19 protein-coding genes and 1 pseudogene are annotated in these 19192 nt (G+C 29.2%); 5 read left to right on the forward strand and 15 right to left on the reverse strand.

The window, feature by feature from the left end; translation table 11 throughout:
• Positions 1 to 3 precede the first annotated feature (3 nt).
• From AJ889_RS07505 to pheS, 9 genes are all read right to left on the reverse strand, one after another.
• Complete coding sequence (locus tag AJ889_RS07505) at positions 4 to 1293, reverse strand: sensor histidine kinase KdpD (RefSeq protein ID WP_070293352.1); 1290 nt, start codon at positions 1291 to 1293, stop codon at positions 4 to 6.
• Positions 1287 to 1949 carry a response regulator transcription factor gene (locus AJ889_RS07510; protein ID WP_032584938.1) on the reverse strand — a complete coding sequence of 221 codons (663 nt, stop codon included), beginning with the start codon at positions 1947 to 1949 and terminating at the stop codon, positions 1287 to 1289. The genes AJ889_RS07505 and AJ889_RS07510 overlap by 7 nt, the downstream gene beginning before the upstream one ends.
• Positions 1936 to 3519 (reverse strand): phosphoglycerate dehydrogenase, encoded by a 1584-nt coding sequence (gene serA, locus AJ889_RS07515; RefSeq protein WP_002852643.1) that lies wholly within the window; start codon positions 3517 to 3519, stop codon positions 1936 to 1938. Before serA ends, AJ889_RS07510 begins: the two co-directional genes overlap by 14 nt.
• A complete protein-coding gene (locus AJ889_RS07520; protein WP_002856886.1) occupies positions 3516 to 4004 on the reverse strand; it encodes a hypothetical protein in 489 nt (162 codons plus the stop codon). Before AJ889_RS07520 ends, serA begins: the two co-directional genes overlap by 4 nt.
• Positions 4004 to 5674, reverse strand: coding sequence for a 30S ribosomal protein S1 (locus AJ889_RS07525; protein WP_002870044.1), 1671 nt, complete (start codon positions 5672 to 5674; stop codon positions 4004 to 4006). Before AJ889_RS07525 ends, AJ889_RS07520 begins: the two co-directional genes overlap by 1 nt.
• A 131-nt stretch (positions 5675 to 5805) precedes the next feature.
• Entirely contained in the window at positions 5806 to 6639 is an 834-nt protein-coding gene (locus AJ889_RS07530) for a 4-hydroxy-3-methylbut-2-enyl diphosphate reductase (protein ID WP_002870043.1), read from the reverse strand.
• Positions 6629 to 7915, reverse strand: a complete 1287-nt coding sequence (aroA, locus tag AJ889_RS07535; RefSeq protein WP_002860532.1) for a 3-phosphoshikimate 1-carboxyvinyltransferase — start codon at positions 7913 to 7915, stop codon at positions 6629 to 6631. The genes AJ889_RS07530 and aroA overlap by 11 nt, the downstream gene beginning before the upstream one ends.
• A complete protein-coding gene (gene pheT / locus AJ889_RS07540) occupies positions 7912 to 10233 on the reverse strand; it encodes a phenylalanine--tRNA ligase subunit beta (RefSeq protein WP_032584935.1) in 2322 nt (773 codons plus the stop codon). Before pheT ends, aroA begins: the two co-directional genes overlap by 4 nt.
• Positions 10230 to 11222, reverse strand: coding sequence for a phenylalanine--tRNA ligase subunit alpha (gene pheS / locus AJ889_RS07545; RefSeq protein ID WP_002852567.1), 993 nt, complete (start codon positions 11220 to 11222; stop codon positions 10230 to 10232). The genes pheT and pheS overlap by 4 nt, the downstream gene beginning before the upstream one ends.
• A 122-nt stretch (positions 11223 to 11344) precedes the next feature.
• Here pheS and AJ889_RS07550 point away from each other — a divergent pair, with 122 nt between their 5' ends.
• Complete coding sequence (locus AJ889_RS07550) at positions 11345 to 11710, forward strand: histidine triad nucleotide-binding protein (RefSeq protein WP_002852408.1); 366 nt, start codon at positions 11345 to 11347, stop codon at positions 11708 to 11710.
• A gap of 29 nt (positions 11711 to 11739) precedes the next feature.
• Here AJ889_RS07550 and AJ889_RS07555 read toward each other — a convergent pair whose 3' ends face one another.
• Positions 11740 to 12309, reverse strand: coding sequence for a DJ-1 family glyoxalase III (locus tag AJ889_RS07555; protein WP_002852508.1), 570 nt, complete (start codon positions 12307 to 12309; stop codon positions 11740 to 11742).
• Entirely contained in the window at positions 12302 to 12481 is a 180-nt protein-coding gene (locus AJ889_RS07560) for a hypothetical protein (protein WP_010891894.1), read from the reverse strand. Before AJ889_RS07560 ends, AJ889_RS07555 begins: the two co-directional genes overlap by 8 nt.
• A gap of 82 nt (positions 12482 to 12563) precedes the next feature.
• Between AJ889_RS07560 and AJ889_RS07565 the strand changes: the two genes are divergently transcribed.
• Together AJ889_RS07565 and AJ889_RS07570 are read left to right on the forward strand one after the other, a co-directional pair.
• Positions 12564 to 13307, forward strand: a complete 744-nt coding sequence (locus tag AJ889_RS07565) for an amino acid ABC transporter permease (RefSeq protein ID WP_002860538.1) — start codon at positions 12564 to 12566, stop codon at positions 13305 to 13307.
• Positions 13300 to 14028, forward strand: coding sequence for an amino acid ABC transporter ATP-binding protein (locus tag AJ889_RS07570; RefSeq protein ID WP_032584932.1), 729 nt, complete (start codon positions 13300 to 13302; stop codon positions 14026 to 14028). Before AJ889_RS07565 ends, AJ889_RS07570 begins: the two co-directional genes overlap by 8 nt.
• 27 nt (positions 14029 to 14055) lie before the next feature.
• Here the strand turns inward: AJ889_RS07570 and AJ889_RS07575 are convergent, their stop codons facing one another.
• From AJ889_RS07575 to AJ889_RS07590, 4 genes are all read right to left on the reverse strand, one after another.
• Entirely contained in the window at positions 14056 to 15522 is a 1467-nt protein-coding gene (locus tag AJ889_RS07575; protein WP_002935796.1) for a sodium:alanine symporter family protein, read from the reverse strand.
• Positions 15523 to 15625: 103 nt separating this feature from the next.
• Positions 15626 to 16093 carry a tRNA (cytidine(34)-2'-O)-methyltransferase gene (locus tag AJ889_RS07580; RefSeq protein WP_002935808.1) on the reverse strand — a complete coding sequence of 156 codons (468 nt, stop codon included), beginning with the start codon at positions 16091 to 16093 and terminating at the stop codon, positions 15626 to 15628.
• A 2-nt stretch (positions 16094 to 16095) separates the two neighbouring features.
• Complete coding sequence (locus tag AJ889_RS07585) at positions 16096 to 17082, reverse strand: alanine racemase (protein ID WP_002859557.1); 987 nt, start codon at positions 17080 to 17082, stop codon at positions 16096 to 16098.
• Positions 17083 to 18060 carry a murein L,D-transpeptidase family protein gene (locus AJ889_RS07590; protein ID WP_002870168.1) on the reverse strand — a complete coding sequence of 326 codons (978 nt, stop codon included), beginning with the start codon at positions 18058 to 18060 and terminating at the stop codon, positions 17083 to 17085.
• A gap of 156 nt (positions 18061 to 18216) precedes the next feature.
• Between AJ889_RS07590 and AJ889_RS07595 the strand changes: the two are divergent.
• Positions 18217 to 18685: pseudogene (locus AJ889_RS07595) on the forward strand (hypothetical protein).
• A gap of 85 nt (positions 18686 to 18770) precedes the next feature.
• The gene (locus AJ889_RS07600; RefSeq protein WP_002935814.1) at positions 18771 to 19190 is read left to right on the forward strand and encodes a copper chaperone PCu(A)C; all 420 of its coding nucleotides are present in this window, start codon (positions 18771 to 18773) and stop codon (positions 19188 to 19190) included.
• Positions 19191 to 19192: the final 2 nt, after the last annotated feature.

Below are 19192 nucleotides of genomic sequence, written 5' to 3' on the forward strand. Positions count from 1 at the left end.
TTTTTATCCTTGACTGAGTTTAAAGCTAAAACTAGAACCATAACCTAAAGTGCTAGAAATTTCAAGATAACTTTTATGTATATTTAAAATTTTCTTTACTAAAAAAAGTCCCAAACCAAAAGAATTATCACTTTTTACATCAATTTTATAAAATTTTTTTGTAATCAATTTTATTTTATCTTCTTCTATGCCTTTTCCAAAATCTTGCACTATTATCTTTTGATCTCTTGCCGTTAAAATGACTTCTTTTTGACTATATTTTAAAGCATTAGAAAGCAAATTTATAATCACTTGCTCGATTAAAAATTCATCAGCCTTAACTTTCGTGCTTTTACCTTGCAATGCAACTCTTTCAAAGCCTGGGTTTTTAGTGATTTTTTCACATAGAGAAAAAAGATCAAATTCTTGCATCTGCAAGGCTTCACTATTAAGATTAAAAACAAAATTAAGCTTATGGGTTAAAGCATTAAGTTTAACGCTTTGACGTGAAATTTTTTCTAGTAATTCCTTTTTTAATTTTTTATCTTCCAATTTCTCATCTTTTAGCATCTCTAAGCTAAGATCAATCACGCTTAATGGATTTTTAAGCTCATGAGAAATAGCAGAAATCACGCTAGCAAGCTGAGTATTTTTTAAAGTGATTTTATCGCTTTGTTTTTTATTTTTTTGGGTATTCTTTAGAATTTTATCCTTAGTTTTTAAAAGTTTCTCATTTAGTAAATTAAATTCTTTAAACATTCCTTTTTCTAATATAACAACTTTATGATCCCCTATAGAATCCAAAAAATCCAAAATTTTATTAAAATTTTTCTCTATTCTTCTACTTAACAACAACATTAAAATAAAAACAAACAGCAAGCATACTCCAAAACCGATTGCCATTTTTGTCCAAAAAAGTTCTAAATCTAAAAAACGAGGATAAACAATAATAATATATTTATATCCTTTGTAAATAAAGCTTTTAGTGAGAATTTTTTTTGAATTGAAATTTAAAATTTCTCCTTCTTTAAGATTAGAAAAAAAATCAGGATTTTTTACAGAACTTATTTTCATATCATTGTTTAGGATAATAAAATCAGCCCTAGTATCTTTAGCAAAATCCTTGATATTAGCATCATTTAAATGCTCTAAGAGAGAAAATTTTAAAATATCATCAAGGCTTTTGATTTTTTGTTCATATTGTTTTATAAGCAAGAAATTAAGATAAGAATTAGTAAAAGTATAAAAAATAAACCCAAAAATCAAAGCCAATACAACAAAAAAAACTATAAAAATATTTTTAGTTTTTAGCATAATTTATAGCCAATACCCCTAACACTTATAATATGATCTTTTAGTTTTGGAAATTTATTTCTAAGTCTTGTTAGAGCTATATTGATTGTTTTATCACTTGTAGTATCATCTTTCCAAACACTTTCGCTTAAAAATTGTCTAGTAAGCAAGGTATTTGGATTTTCAAAAAAACATTTTAAAAGCTCATGGTCAAGATTTGAGATTTCTAATTTTTGATTTTTGTAAAAGAATTCATAACTAACCAAATCTAAAATAAAATCACCAAAAGATAGTTTTTCTTCTTCTTTTTTATGGCGTTTTAAAATTGCTTTAATGCGAAGCAAAAGCTCATTGAAATCAAAAGGTTTACAAACATAATCATCACAACCACTTTCAAAGCCTTCGAGTAAATCTTGATGTAAAGCCTTGGCTGTAAGAAAAATAACTGCTTCTTTATATCCTTGCTCTCTTAAATCTTGAATTTTTTCTAAAGAATCTCCACTGGGCAAATTTCTATCGACTATTAAAAGATCAATTTGCTCATTATCGAGCAAATCTTCAACTCCAAAAAAATCCGCTAAAGATATAACTTCATAACCACTAGATTTTAACTTTAAAACAAGCAGTTCGTTTAAATCTATATCATCTTCTATAATTAAAATTTTAAATTTCAACATATTGGACAAATACACACGCCTCTAATTGTTTTAGTTCATCTAATACTTCTTTTTGAACTTTTTCATCAATCAAAACAACAGCCAAAGCATACCCAAAACCATCTCTACCAAGCCTAAAATCAGCTATGTTGATATTTTTAGCTGCCAAAACGGAACTGATTTTAGCTATAACTCCTGGTATGTCTTTGTTTTTAAAAATAATCATTTTTCCCTTTGGCTTAAAATCAGTTTTAAAGCCATTTAATCCAACTATGCGTTGTTCATTTTCATTAAACACTGTTCCTGAAACACTGATATTTGAATTTTCGGTGATAATTTTAACGCTAAGTTTATTATTATAACCACTATTTGGAAGAGTTTCGCAAGATAATTCAACTCCTTTTTCTTTGGCAACAAATTCTGCATTAACATAATTAATTTTCTCTCCTAAAATTCCACCCAAAGCACCAACAGCTGCAAAAGTTAGCATAGAATTTGCATACTCACCAATAATTCCTTCAGCCTCTAATTTAATACTTTTTATAGGATTTTTATCAATTTGAACAGCTAAAAAAGCCATTTTAGAAACAAGTTCTATATAAGGAGCTACAAAAGGTGGTAAGTCTTCAGTTTTAATTGGTAAATTTAAGGCATTAGGATAAGCCACGCCTCGTGCTGCACTTAATGCTTGCTCACAAGCTTCTCTTGCGATATTGTCTTGACTTTCTAAAGTATTTGCTCCTAGGTGAGAAGTAACTGAAATATTTTCAAAGTCTAAAAGAGGATGATTGGTTGCGGGTTCTTTATCGAACACATCTATACCAAGCCATGCTATTTTACCACTTTTTAAACCTTCATATAAAGCCTCTTCTGTGTATAATCCTCCGCGAGCACAATTTATTAATCTTATTCCATCTTTCATTTTTGCAATTTCTTGCTTTCCTATCATACCATTGGTTTCTTTGGTTTTTGGTGTGTGAATGGTAATAAAATCACTTTTTTCTAAAATTTCATCCAAATTTTTTGCTTGTTCCATATCTAAATCTGTAATCTTAGAAGCAGAAATATACGGATCATAGGCTAAAATTTTCATACCAAATGCTTTAGCACGGATAGCTACTCTTGAACCTATATTTCCAAAACCTATAACCCCTAGCGTTTTATTCATCAATTCAATGCCATACCATTTTTCTCTTTCCCATTTTCTTTCAATTTTTAAAAAATTATGAGCATTGACAAAGCTTCTAGCTGATGTTAAAAGATGTGCCATTGTTAGTTCAACTGCGGCAATAGTATTTGCAGTTGGGACATTCATCACAATCACTCCTCGTTTAGAACACTCTGGAATATCAACATTATCTACACCCACCCCAGCACGCACAAGCGCTTTTAATTTTTTGGCATGATTTAAAAAATTTACATCTACATCCGTAGAACTTCTAGTAATCGCAACTTCAATATCGCTTAGCATTTGCATAAGTTCATCTTTTGGAAATTTTGCAGCTTCTATAAGCTCAATATCTTCAGCTTTTCTTAGAATATCGACACCTTTATCCAAAATAGCATCACACACTATAATCTTTTTTTTCATAACCAAATTTCCTTTACTTCTGTATTTATTTTATATTTTTTTAATTCTTTGATAATATCATCTATAAGTTTTTCATTACCTGTATCCAAAAAGATTTCTGGACTATCGCCAGATTTAAGAAGAAAATACTTCACATTAAAAGAATTTAAAGTCTGCCTTAAGCAAAACATAGAATAAATATCATATTTTCCAACTATAAGCTGATAATATTTATTTTTCTCCTTAAGCTCGCTAGTATCTGCATCAAAATATAAGGTAAATTTTTCTGCTGCTGGGGTAAAATCTCTTGTAGGCCATTTTGCTAATTCTTCTTGCCATGAAAGATCTTGATTTTGGGTTTGAATGCTTGGCTGCGTATTTGTATCTTTAGCAAATTGTGGAATGAAATTTACATTAGCTTTAAATTGCCAAAGCAATGTAAAAACAACAGCAAGCAAAATGAGTAATAAAATACTCAAAATGCTTATTGTAATGTATTTTTTCATTAAGCTAGCTGATCTTTAATGATATCACCTAAAGTTACTTTATCATCATTATTGATTTCATTAAGAACTTCTCTTTCTTTCATTCTAACAAGATTTTTGACACTTAGGCGAATTCTATTTTTCTTTTCATCAATAAAAACTATAGCAGCTTCAATATCGTCGCCAATTTTTAAATTTTCAAGCATAGAAGTGCTTATATCTTCTTTATGAATTAAAGCATCAACATTTTTACTTAGCTCTACAAAAACACCAAAATCTTTAATATCACGGATAGTGCCTTTTACAATATCGCCGACTTTATGAATTTTGGCATATTCTTGCACTGGAGAACTGTTTAATTCTTTTGTGCTTAATGATATTTTTTGGTTTTCTTCATCTATTTTGATAATTTTTACCTTGATTTTATCCCCTTGAGAGAATTTGTCTTTACATTTATCGTTTCTATCCCAAGAAGCATCTTCATTATGCAATAGACCTTCAATACCGCCAAGTTTAACAAACGCACCAAAAGAAGTTACCGAGGTAATTTCTCCTTCAACCACATCCGCAATTTTGTAAGATTTCATAAATTCATCAAAAGGTCTAGAAAGTAAATTTCTTAAAGAAACTCTTAAGCGTCTTTCATTTGGATTGATTTCAATTACTTCAACATCAATTTCTTGACCTTTGTTGATATAATCTTTTGGATTTTTAATATTTTTATCCCAAGAAATTTCACTGATATGTAAAAATCCTTCTATATCATTTCCTAAATCCACAAAAGCACCATAAGGCTCTATATTTGATACTATTACTTTAATGGTATCACCTACATCAAGAGTATCTTTTATCTCGCTCCATGGATCGGGTAAAGCCGCTTTTATAGACAAGGATAAATGTTTGCGTTCTTTATCATACTTTATAACTTTAACTGGAACCTTATCACCCTCTTTATAAAGTGTTCCAGGATTTACAGGTCCTTTGTAAGAAATTTCGCTGTAATGAACAAGACCATCAACACCTCCTACATCCACAAACATACCATAAGTAGTAATTTTTTTCACAATACCTTCAATTAAATCTTCTTGTTGTGCTACATTATTGATCAATTCTTTGCGTTTTCTTCTCTCGTCATCTAAAGTTTTTTTACGAGAAACAATGATACTTTGCTCATCTTTGTCGATTTTAATAATTTTAACTTTAAACGTTTTGCCTATAATATTATTTGTTTCTTTGAAGCCATATTGAGATTTTGGTAAGAAAAATTCAACATCATTTTCATCAACAACTATCAATCCGCCTTTATTTTTTCCAACTACTTTTACGGTAAAAATATCATCTTGATTTTCTTGATAGTTTTTAATAAATTCGATAACTTTTTCTTTTCTCAAAGCTTTTTTATGAGAAAGTAAAGATCTGCCACCACGAGAACCCATAACAGCAACTTTAATACCATCGCCTACATTAAATAATAGCTTAGAATTGTCATCTTGTATTTCGCTAAGAGCTAAAATACCTTCAGATTTTTTACCTATATCTACATAAACTTCATCATTTTTGATCTCTACAATCACACCCTCTGTTGTAGCCTCTTCTCTTGATTTATCAAAAGCTTCTAAAAGCTGTCCAAAATCTTCTTCCTCAAGATAATCATCTACGCCGCCTTGAACTTTTTTGTTCACCTCGCTCATTATGGTCCTTTAAAATAATTTTTAGAAATTGATTGATTTTACCTTATTTTTCTTTAATTAGTGTTAAGTTTTTTTATTTTTGTTAATTTTTTTTAAATTTTTGACTTTTTTATTCTATTTGAAAACATTTTTTAATTAATTTTAAATTTTTTTATTTTGGCGATAACTTTTTGTATGATCCAATCAGGAGTACTAGCACCTGCACTAATGCCGCAATGTTTTTTATCCAAAAACCATTCTTTTTTTAACTCTTCTTCGGTTTCAATTAGATAGCTATCTTCACAATTGGTTTTTGCAATTAAAAAAAGTTGTTTTGTATTGGCTGAGTTTTTACCCCCTACAACAACCATAACATCACTTTTAAGCGAGAGTTCTTTAATGGCATCTTGATTTTTAAAGGTTGCATCACATATAGTGTTAAAAACTCTTACTTCTTTGGTTTTAAGTATTAAAAAATTTACTATCTCCATAAAATGCTCAGGCTTCTTAGTTGTTTGGCTTACTACAGCTATTTTATTAGGAAGTTTTATATTTTGAAGTTCTTTTTTATCCAAAACTACATAAGCTTTTGTACTTACATAACTTTTGACTCCTTTAACTTCGGGATGATTTTCATCTCCAAAAATAACAACTTCATAACCCTCCTTACTCATTTGCTCGCAAATTTGTTGTGGTTTTGTAACAAAAGGACAAGTGGCATCAAAAATTTCTATATCTTTTTTTCTCAATTCTTCTAAATCTTGCTTTGTAATACCATGAGTTCTTATAATAGCCTTTTTTTCATTACTTAAAGCTTGTATATTTTCCAAAGTTTTGACATTAAAATTTTTTTGCAAACGAGAAATTTCTTCGTTATTGTGAATAAGAGGGCCTATAGTTGCAGCATCTTTTATTTGTTCTGCTTTTTTAATAGCTCTTTTAACACCAAAACAAAAACCATAGTTTTTTGCTAATTCAATAATCAATCCTAGCTCCTAAATTTGATAAAATCTCTATAAAATTTGGAAAAGAAGTTTTTATACAATCACTATCATCAATCTCGATTCCACAAAGCAAACCTAAAATAGCAAAACTCATAGCAATACGGTGATCTCCATAGCTTTTAATTTTTGAAGATTTTAGTTCGCATCCACCTTCTATTTCAAAACCATCATCAAGTTCTCTAGCTTCAACACCACAAAGCTTTAGATTTTCAACCATCACAGCAATCCTATCGCTTTCTTTAACGCGTAATTCTTTAGCATTTATTAAACTAGATTTACCCTTAGCCAAAGCAAAAGCTATAGCCAAAGCAGGCGCTTCATCTATTAACCAAGCGATATTATCTTTAACTTCTATGCCATTAAGCTTGCTAGACTCCACCCTGATCTCACCAATAGTTTCAAAATCATTTTGAGTTATTGTCATTTCAAGTTTGGCACCCATTTTTTGCAAAATTTTATATGCCTCTATACGAGTAGGATTAAGCAAAATATTTTTTAAAATAATTTGAGATTTAGGTAAAATAATAGCTGCTAAAACAAAATAAAAAGCCGAAGAAGGATCATTAGGAATGATTATATTTTGAGCTTTTAAAGGTTTTTTTAAAGGATTTATTTCAAGACTTAAGCCATCATTACTAACCCTTATTGGAGCTTTCATAGCCTTTAGCATGTTTTCACTATGATTTCGACTAAGAGAAATTTCACTAAAAGTGCATACATTATCAGCCCTAAAAGCAGATAAAATCATAGCTGTTTTAACTTGAGCCGAAGAAATTTCGCTTTTAAAATTAAAAGCTTTTAATTTTTGACCTTCTATATAAAGTGGAGCTAAATTTGCCTCATTTCTTCCATAAATTCTAGCGCCTATTTGAGTAAGTGGTTTGCTTATCCTTCTCATAGGACGATTGTTTAAATACTTATCTCCACTTAAAACAAAAAAACCAGAAATTCCTGCTAAAAATCCTATCATCAAACGCATAGCAGTTCCTGAATTTCCGCAGTCTAAAATACAATTTGGAGATAAAATTTCTTTAGGGGGTATAATTTTGACGCAAGAATCTTTTTGTTCAATTTTAGCTCCAAGATTTTTTATAATTTCAAGAGTGTTTAAAGTATCTTGAGCTAAGAGATAATTTTGAGCCTTATTTTCTTCTTGTGTTAAAAGCGAAAATATAGCAAAACGATGAGATATGCTTTTATCTGCTGCTATATTTTCAAGTATAGCATTTACAGGAGTTTGCAATTTGTAAATTTTCATCTTAAATCAAGACCCAAATTTTTAAGAGTATTTAAAATTTTATCCATACATTCATTCACTTGATTATCTTCTAGAGTTTTATTTATATCCCTAAAAGAAAAACTTATAGTAATGCTATAAAATTCTTTAAGGTTTTCATCACTATAAATATCAACTAAACGAAAATTTTCAAGTATTTCTAAATTCAATTCTTCGATACAATTTTTAATCTGATTGTATTCAAAACCTTTAGGTATTAACACGCTAAGATCTCTAGTGATAGCTGGGAATTTGGAGTAAGGCTTAGCTATTTTAAAATCTTGCCTGATTAAATCTAAATCAAGTTCGCAAATATATGTTTTTGGTAAATCTCTCTCATTTTCTATTTTTAAATGCAAACGGCCTATAAAACCTACTTTAATATCCGATAGATAAATATCTGCTTGTTCATAAGGGCTTAAAATATTATATTTTGATGATTTTAGTTTAAAATCACCTATAATATTTTTAATATCTAAAAGAAAATCATAAAATTGCACCGATTCAGGTTTGGCCTTGTTGGAAATTTTAGCTTCTTCTTTTAAGCCAGAATGGATAAATGCAATACGATTTAATTCTTGATTATTAACATTGAAAACAGCCCCTAATTCAAAAAGTTTAATAATTTTTTTAGAATTTTTTGCATTTAAACTTGCTGCATTTAACAAATGATTTAAAAGGGTTGTTCTTAAAGTATTAAGTTCTGCTGTAATTGGATTGATTAGTTTTAATTTAACAGAGTCAAAACCTAATCTTTTAAGTTCTTCTCCATTATCCAAAACATAATGTAAGCTTTCAAAATAACCACTAGCTACTGCTCTTTTTCTTAAATTTAAAAACTCAATATAATTTTTATATGCAGAATTTAAACGATTTTTTTCTATAAATTCTAAACCCTTGGAAGCAATATTATCAATACCTATAATTCTTACAACTTCCTCGCAAATATCTGATAAATTTTTAATATCAGGACGATGTAAAGGTGCTTTAACATTTATAAGCCCTTCACCTGAAAGTATGAGCTCAAAACCTAATTTCTTTAATATTTTTAATACTTCATCTTTATCAACATTTTGTCCTATTATATCGCTAATACCTTCAATACTTATTGGTATGATTGGTAATTCTTTGTCAGTTAAAATTTGTTGAGAAGAACTATAAATAACAAGATTTGGAATCTGCTCAAAAATACCAAGCAAAAAATCCATTCCTAAATTTAATTTAGGTTCACTTCCCCTAAAACTTCTATAAAGCATTTTTTCATCTTGATCTTTATAATATATTTTAGCATCTGCAATTACCAATGGATCGGTATAATTAGCCTCAATAATAATTATTTTAGAATCATCTTTACATCTACTTTCATTATTTTGGAAAATTCCGCTAAAGCTTAAAAGTTTATCTTTGCAAGATACTTTTGTTTCTCCATGCACTTGCTTGCTTAAATTAATGGTAAATTCTTCATCTTTTTCAGAAAAACTACTTAAATCATAAGCATTAAAAAGAACACCAGTTGAATGCGTTGCATAATTTAATAAATTTTCTATGGAATTTTTTCCCAAACTTTCAATTTGAGCAAGTCTTAAACTAAGCAATAAATTTGTTTGAATTTCTTCTTTTAGCTCTATGGCTCGATAATTATAAAGTCCATTAAGTTCTTTCTCAGCTGCTAAGCGCAAAATTCTACCGATACCTAAAACATTTTCACTTTCTTTAAATGGTTTTGGTTCTTTTAAATTTAAATTTAAAGCTGCGGCTAAATCACGAGCTATACCATAAATACTTAAACAATCACCCCTATTAGGAGTAAGTTCCACTTCTATTAGCTCATCATTAAAAATTTCATAAGTATTTAAAGGTCTCCCAAGTTCTAATTTCCCTATACTCTCATCTAAAAGCATAATTCCTTCATTGATTTTTTCAAAACCCAGTTCTAAACTAGAACAAAGCATACCACAAGAATCCACTCCTCGCAATTTTGCTTCTTTTATTTCCATACCGTTTGGCATGATAGCACCTTTAGTTGCAACAGCTACAAATTGTCCTGCATCAACATTCGCAGCACCGCAGACAATTTGCAAGGTTTCACTTCCGATATCAATTTGACAAATGCTTAATTTATCTGAATTTTCATGTTTAATTTTTTCCTTAACATAGCCTACAACAACTTTATCTGGAGCCTTTAAAGCGCCAACCCTATCAACTTCTATACCTATAGAGTTTAAAGTTTTAGCTATTTTATCTGAACTTATTTCTTCAAGTTCTAACCAATCATTCAACCAACTTTTAGTAATTATCATCTAAACTGCTCCAATAATCTCAAATCACCTTCAAATAAAGATCTTAAATCTGGAATTTGATGCAAAAGCATTGCAAAACGTTCTACTCCCAATCCAAAAGCATAACCACTTACATTTTCATAACCAACAAAATTATAAACATTAGGATCAACTATTCCACATCCTAAAACTTCAAGCCAACCTGTATGTTTGCAAACTCTACAACCCTTTCCTTTGCAAAATACACAAGAAATATCAACTTCAGCAGAAGGTTCTGTAAATGGGAAAAAACTTGGACGAAAACGAACTTTCACATCTCCAAACATATAACGCAAAAAATCTTCCAATACACTTTTTAAATTTGCAAAGCTAACCTTTTGCCCTTCTTCCACCACAAGGCCTTCAACTTGATGAAACATAGGAGTATGCGTAATATCAAAATCTCTTCTAAATACAGCACCAGGGGCTATCATCCTAATAGGAGGTTTTTGTGCAAGCATTGTCCGTATTTGCACTGGCGAAGTTTGTGTTCTTAAAAGCCTTTTATCATCAAAATAAAAGGTATCTTGCATATCTCTTGCGGGGTGAGATTTAGGTAAATTTAACGCTTCAAAATTATGAAAGTCATCTTCTATTAAAGGCCCTTTTTCTATGCTAAAATTCAAAGCTATAAAATATTCTATGATTTTATCCATGGTGCTCATAACAGGATGCAAGGCACCTGTTGTAATACTTTCATCAAAATAGTTAAAATTTAAAGCATCTTGTTTCATTCTTTCTTCTAAAGCAAGATTTTCCAAATCTTTAAATTTGGCTAAATAAGCCTCATTAAATATTTCTTTTTGTGCATTTAATTTAGCAGCAAATTCTTTTTTCGCCTCATCTTCTAACTCTTTAAGCTTTGTAAAGCCTTCTGTTAAAATACCTTTTTTTCCAAGAACGGAAATCCTAATGGCTTCCAAATCATTTAAATTCTCACATTTTTGAATCTGTTCTATAAAATTTTGCAATTTTCTTACCTTAAATAAAATATTTCAAGTTCTAATTCTATTAAAAACTATTTTAAATTCAGCATAAAAACCAAACTTTAAAGATATAATTGTATCAAACCAACAATAAAAAAGGATAAATAATGCAAGAAAAAACAATTTTTGAACTCATAGTTGAAGGTAAACTTCCATGCAATAAAGTGCTTGAAAGTGACGATTTTCTAGCATTTCATGATATTGCACCCAAAGCACCCATACATATACTTATAATCCCTAAAAAATATTTTAAAGACTTTCAAGAATTTGATCCTGAACTTATGGCCAAAATGACAAGTTTCATACAAGAATTAGCTGTTCTTTTAGGTGTAGATAAAAGTGGATATCGCTTGGTAACAAACTGTGGAAAAAATAGTGGACAAGAAGTTTTTCATTTGCATTTTCATATGCTTGGAGGTTTTGAACTGCCTAAGGAAAAAACAAAAAAAGAAAATCCTCAAGCTTTATTTTAGTTTAAATGGTAGAAAAACTACCATTTAAACTATTTTGTCAAAGGTAGCAACATTCCCTCATATAATTTTTGATAAATTTCATCACCGCATAACTTTTTAGCTAGTTCTAAACCAAAAAGAATTGCCGTAGCTGGACCTGCTGAAGTTATAACATTTTTATTTACAACTACAGCCTTGTTAACACGATTTCCATTAAGTCCAACTTCACAACTAGGATAACAAGCAAACTCGCCCTCTAAAACACCTGCTTCATTTAAAACTATAGGAGAAGCACAGATTGCGGCAACAATTTTATTTTTGCTATGAAGTTGTTTAATGATATTTAAAATAACATTTGAATTCTTAAGATTCATCATACCTTCAAAGCCACCCGCCAAAGCAATAGCATCTAAATTTTCTATATCAACATCCTCTATAGAACAATCTGCTTTTATACTAATGCTATTAGCACCTTTTACCAATAACTCACTGTTTAACGAAGCTATAACAACTTCCAAATCTGGATTTAACTCTTTTGCTCGTTTTAAAACATCCGCAATTCCTATAAATTCAGCTTCTTCAAAACCTTGAGCCAATGGAATTAATACTTTTTTACTCATTTTGTTCTCCTTTTTTATATTTTTTAAATCTTTCTTCTCTTTCTTTGTTTTTTTGCATCATTTGATGATTGAAACCTATAACCAAAACAATCATTAAAAACACAAAAATAACTATTAGAATGAAATCTAAAATTTCCATAAATACAACCTTATTTTTGGGAAATTCTAACACATTTTTTTAAATCTTTAGAGAAAATTCAAAGATATTTCTATAAAATCTTTTTTTAAATAATTTCTCTGAAAAGGTTTGCAAATTGAATCAGAAAAATATAAAAATTTTTGTTTTTTTTGTTATTATTATTTTATGGGGCTATTTTTCTTTCCCAATAGAAATATTAAAAATTCAAGATCCTAGTGGAGTTGTAAGCTATGGCTATACAGAAAATGCAAAAGCTTATTTAAAAAGCTATCTTATTACACTTTTATTAACTGCTTGCGCTGTTATTATCGGAGTGATTATTGGTTTTAGTTTAGCTATTTTACACTTCTCTAAATTTAAAACGCTTAATTTTATTATAGATGAATATATAGACATTATACGAGGAACACCAGTAATTTTACAATTGATGATTTTTGCTTTTGTAATTTTTACTTTTATAGATAACCTTTATGCAGCCATTCTTGCACTAGGACTTAATAGCTCGGCTTATATAGCAGAAATTGTAAGAAGTGGCATTAATAGTGTAGATAAGGGACAAATGGAAGCTGCAAGAGCAATGGGACTTGATTACAAAACTTCAATGAAAGAAATTATTCTTCCACAGGCTACTAAAAACATTCTACCTGCATTAGCTAATGAATTTATTTCTTTATTTAAGGAAACTTCTGTTGTAGGATTTATTAGTGTTATTGATATTACCATGCAAAGTCAAAGCTTGCAAGCCGTACTTTACAATCCAAAACCTATTATTTTCACTGGACTTGTTTATTATGTAAGTGTAAAAATTTTTAGCTATTTTGCAAAAAAACTTGAACTTAGGATGAATAAAAATGATTGAAGTTAAAAATTTACAAAAAAAATATGGAGAATTAGAAGTTTTAAAAAATATTAACACTACAATCTCAAAAGGCGATGTAATAGCTATCATAGGTCCAAGTGGAGGCGGAAAAAGTACATTTTTACGCTGCATCAATCGCTTAGAACTAGCTGATAGTGGGGAAATTTTAATCAATAAGCAAAACATACTTGATAAAGAAATTGATATTAATAAGATCAGGCAAAAAGTTAGCATGGTATTTCAGCATTTTAATCTTTTTGCCAATAAAAATGTTATGGAAAATTTATGTTTAACGCCCATTAAAACAGGAATTTTAAGTCAAGAAGAAGCCATAAAAAAAGCAAAATTACTTCTTGCTAAGGTGGGTTTAGTAGACAAAGAAAATATAATGCCCCATAAGCTTTCTGGCGGACAAAAACAACGCATAGCTATTGCTAGAAGCTTGATGATGAATCCTGATGTTATTTTATTTGATGAACCTACTTCAGCTCTAGATCCTGAAATGATAGGCGAGGTTCTAAGCATTATGAAAGATGTTGCAAAAGAAGGTTTAACTATGCTTGTAGTAACTCATGAAATGGGCTTTGCTAGAAATGTTGCCAATCGTATATTTTTTATGGATAAAGGAAAAATTGCTGTTGATGCAAGCCCTAAAGAAGTATTTGAAAATCCTAGCAATGAAAGATTGAGAGAATTTTTAAACAAGGTTTTAAATCATTAATTCATAAGCCACTAAGGCTTATGAATTTTAATCCCAACATTCAGCGTTTTTAATTCCAAGTTTGCTAGCATTAAATTTAGGATCTATACCAGATTTTTGTTGCATATTAAAATCTTTTAAAACTTTATTTACTATACCACCTAAAAGCAATAAAGATATAATATTTGTCGTTGCCATGAAAGCCATAGTCAAATCAGCCAAATTCCAAGCAAGTTTTAAATTCATTTGTGAGCCTATAAAAATCATAGCCACAGCTGTAATTCTAAACAAATTCATTGCAAATTTGGAATTTGTTAAATATTTAACATTAGCTTGAGCATAATAATAATTTCCTATTAAAGAAGTTATTGCAAAAAGAACAATAGCTATAGTAATAAAATGGATTCCAAAGCTACCGTAATACTCACGCATAGCTTCTTGAACTAAAGGCATTCCACCATCAATTTTACTTTCTCCAAGTCCTAAATATGCCATAGAAAAAAGAACTAAAAATCCAGAACTTGTACAAACAACAACATCAATTAAAACTGAAAAGGCTTGTATAACACCTTGTTTAGCTGGATGACTTGTCAAAGCTGCTGCAGCTGCATTAGGTGCCGAGCCCATACCCGCTTCATTTGAAAAAAGTCCTCTTTTAATCCCTATAACCAAAGCAGAACCAGCAAAACCACCAAAAATCGCTTTAAAATCAAAAGCACTTTGTAAAATCATATGAATCACAGAAGGAATTTTATCAAAATTCATTAAAACAGCAATCACGGCAAGTAAAACATAAGCTAAAGCCATAAAAGGAACAATTAAAGAACTAATTTTACCTATTTTAGTATGGTGAGAAAAAAACATCCATGCACCAAAAATAGTTAAAACAATACCAATAATCATTGGCCAAGAACTTGATGCAAAATCTACAGCAGCATTTGGATTAAACATATCATAATAAACTTTAAAAGACGAAGTCATTGTTTGACTTTGAAGTCCATTAAATCCATAAGCATAAGTAATAATAAGAATAAAAGCAAAAAAAGCTCCAAAAAAATGTGAGCCTAAGGCTTTTTTTATATAATAAGCTGGACCACCTTTAAACCCGCCTGTATCATCTTTTGATTTGTAAACTTGAGCTAAGGTACTTTCAGCAAATGCTGAGGCACCACCAAAAAATGCCATAACCCACATCCAAAATAAAGCACCAGCTCCACCTGTAGCCAATGCCAAAGAAATTCCAGCAATATTTCCTATACCAACTCTAGAAGCAGTTGAGATCATTAATGCTTGAAAAGGTGAAATATGTTCTTTAGCGTGTCCTTCGTTTTTTTCTGTAAGAATTTTAAATACAGAACTCAACATACGAAACTGAACAAAGCGAGTTAAAAAACTATAATAAAGCCCACAAATAATAAGTAAAACTACCATAATAATGTCTGTATTTGGGACAATCTTATTAGCTATAATATCAGACGCTTTATTGGCAAAATCTAGCATAATATCTAATTTCATCCAAACTCCTCAAAAAATAATCTAAATTTTACTTTAACATAATTTTTATAAAAAGGACTTTATGATTTTATTTGTTTTAAGCTATTGTGTAAATTTGAAACTTTTAAGAAGCAAAATTTCTAAAATTTTGTCTTAAAGCTTCATAAGAGATTATACCAACACTTGTGGCTAAATTTAAACTTCTTCCATAAGATTTCATAGGTATAGTTATAGCATTTTCCCAGTTTAATTGCATTAATTCCATAGGCAAACCATAACTCTCACTTCCAAAGAATAAGAAATCATTTTTTTGAAATTCTGCATCAAAATAAGCTTTTTGACTCTTAGTTGTTGCGAAAAAAAAGTGATTTTTATAAATCATATTTTCATTCAAAAATTCTTCAAGATTCTCCCAAATAATAGGCTCTAATTTATCCCAGTAATCAAGTCCTGCCCTTCTAACAGCCTTTTGTGAAATATCAAAAACAGTTGGTTTAACAATATGAAGTTTAAAACCAGCATTAAAGCACATTCTACCTATACTACCTGTATTTTGCGGTATTCTAGGGTGAACTAAAACTATATTAAACATATTTATACTAGAACTCTTTGAATATTAGGATTTAATTTTACTAAAATTTCATAGTTAATAGTATGAAAAAAATCAGCCCAAATATCAGCATCTTTAAACACGCAAATTTCCTCACCAGAATTTTCACAAGAAAAACTATCCATTGACATCTTTCCAAGCATTGTTTTTCCATTTCCAAGCACCAACTCCCCTTTTCCATTGTAACGGAAAAGACCATCAGCATAACCCAAATCATAAGTTGCTACTTCCATATCCTTTGCAGCAGTAAAAATGCCTCCATATCCTATGCTCTGTCCTTTTTGTAAAATCCTTTGACTTAATCTATGAGCATACAAACTTAAAACTCTTTTTAAATTTGAATCCCCATATCCAAATTGAACAAGCCCAACTCTACAATATTCATCTTCAGGAATTTTCCCTCTAAATAATGCTGCAGAATTATACGAATGAAATAATAAATTTGAAAAATATTTTTTTACTATCTTTTTAGCTTTTTGAAAATTTTCTTTTTGAACAAAAAAACTTCCATCCATTTCATCTGCACTAGCAAAATGTGTAAACATTCCAGTAAGTTTTAAATCACTACCTTGAATAAGATTTATAGCATGCTCTAAATTTTCTACACAAATTCCATTGCGATGCATGCCTGTATCTATTTTTAGATGTATTTTTATATCTTGCTTGTAATTTTTTACTTGAGAAATGTCATTTAAAGCATAAATAAATCGAGAATTTTCATTACCATGAGGACGATGTGATAGTATTAATATATTCTCAAAAAATTCTTCGATTTCTCGAGCTTCTTCTTCACTCTTAACAGCAACAAAAGAAACTCCTAAATTTTTGGCTAATGGAGCTAAAAGCTTAGCTCCATGTCCATATGCATTATCCTTAAAAACACAAATTAATCTTTGAAAACTCCCTATTTTTTTAGCAATATGCCTTAAATTGTATTCATAAGCTTTTTGATCAATTTTTATTAAAGACATTTATTGCTCTGCTAAAATTTTCATTTTACCTTTACTATCTATCTTAACGTATAAAATTTTATCGCCTCTAAACTGATAGTTTTTAGTGTAATAATCCTCATAAAATGAAATTCTATACATAGTTTCATTTTCTAAATTCGGATAAGGGCTGATATTAATATCTGAAAATTTAATCTTTTTATCTTCTTTACGAGAAAAAATAGATTTTTTCATGGAAGCAAACTGTTCAAATTTCATTTTATCAAAACGTTTAAATTCTTGCTCATCATAAAAACTTAAATAGGCATTAGTGTCACTATTTGTCCAAGCTAGTTTCCATGTAAAAAGATCAGCCAATAAACTAGCGATTTGATCCTTTTTAGCTCTAATTTTTTCTTTTTCTTCTGTCATAACAAAAACTTTTTTATCTTGCACAACTTTTGCAAATTTCTCCAAATTATTATTAAATAAAGCAATACACCCTCTTGTTTTAAATTCATCAAGTCTAGAACCATCTAAAGGATAGCCATGGATCCAAATACCACCACCTGTTTTTCCTTGTACTTTATCAAGTAAATTTGGATAAGTTGTGGCAAAAGCAAAGGGACCATAATAAGGATCACCTGGATTAAACTTACGGCCTAACTCATAAAAACCTACTGGCGTTTTCAAATCTCCTTCTATTTTTTTATCACCCATTAATCCAGTTATTATTTCTTTTTGTTCAAAATCTTTTCTTATTTTTCCGTCCTCGTAAGAATAAACACGGAGAATTTTATCTGTTTTATTTGTAAGCACGATAGCAACATTATCATCATAGTATCCAAGTGAAATATTTTTATCTCCTATTTCACTTAACCAAAAATCCTTTTGAGTTAATTCTTTTTCAATCGCTACACCAACAGCATCTAATCCTTGATTAAGATAAATTTTAACAAGATCTGAGGCATGCAACATCAATGAAGAAAGTGCAATTAATAAAGCAAGTCGTTTTAACAATGTTTTTCCTTAGGTATTTCAAATTTTTTTAAGTCAAAAATGTTTGTGATTATAATATTTTTTTTCTTAAAAAATATTAATTATATTAACAATGCAGCCTTATTTATGATATAATTTTTACAAATCATAAAGGCTTGTTTTAAAAGGTTGTCTATAATGATAAGAAATTTTTTTATAGGAATGTCTTTTTTAGGCATTTTGTTTTTAGCTTTTTATACATTATATGATAAAAAGAAAGAAAGTATATTTAGCTTAAATACATGCCAACCTCTAACTTGTGACTTAAATTTACAAGATTGTGTTTTTTCTTTTAATAAAAAAATATTGAAGTTTCAGCCTACCCAAAACCTATAAAAATTTTCAATAAAACTACTATAAAAATTAAGAATTTTCCTCATTATTCTAATTTAAAGATTAAAATTTATAGTTTAAATTCCTATATAGGCGATATCATTCCTAAATTTAATATAGTTAATGGTGATATTCTTATAAATTTTATAGGTAGAAGCATTACCGATGATTCTAGATTTAGGGTTGAATTTTTAAACAATAATGCTCCAACTGGTTTTTTCTTTGATTTTGATGTTGCTATGCAAAAAAATTTCAAACAGGTAACACACATTGAAAAATTTTCAAAATTTTATATTCAAATAAAAATATTTTTTGATATAATGAACAAATATTTAATATTATAAAAATAAGGATACAATATGAAAAAAATTCTTCTCTTAGGTGCTCTTTTTGCTGTAAATCTTTGGGCTGTTAATGATATAGAGGTAAAAAATGCCTTTGTAAAACAAACTCCACCTCATGCGCAAAATAGTGCTATTTTTCTTACTATTTTTAATAATACTGATAAGGATATTGCTCTAATAAGTGCCAAAAGCGATATCAGTGAAGTCAGTGAACTGCATACACATATACATAAAGATGGAAAAATGATGATGCAAAAAATTCCTGAAATTATTATAAAAGCTCATTCAAGCACAGAGCTTAAATCTGGAGGTTACCATATAATGCTTTTAAAACTAAAAAAACCTATTATTAAAGACACGAAGGTAAATTTAGATTTAAAATTTAATAATCACAAAACCATAGAGTTAAAAAATATTGATTCTAAAGAATTTTAATT

This window comes from Campylobacter sp. BCW_6468, from assembly GCF_001762865.1.
GTDB lineage: Bacteria > Campylobacterota > Campylobacteria > Campylobacterales > Campylobacteraceae > Campylobacter_D > Campylobacter_D jejuni.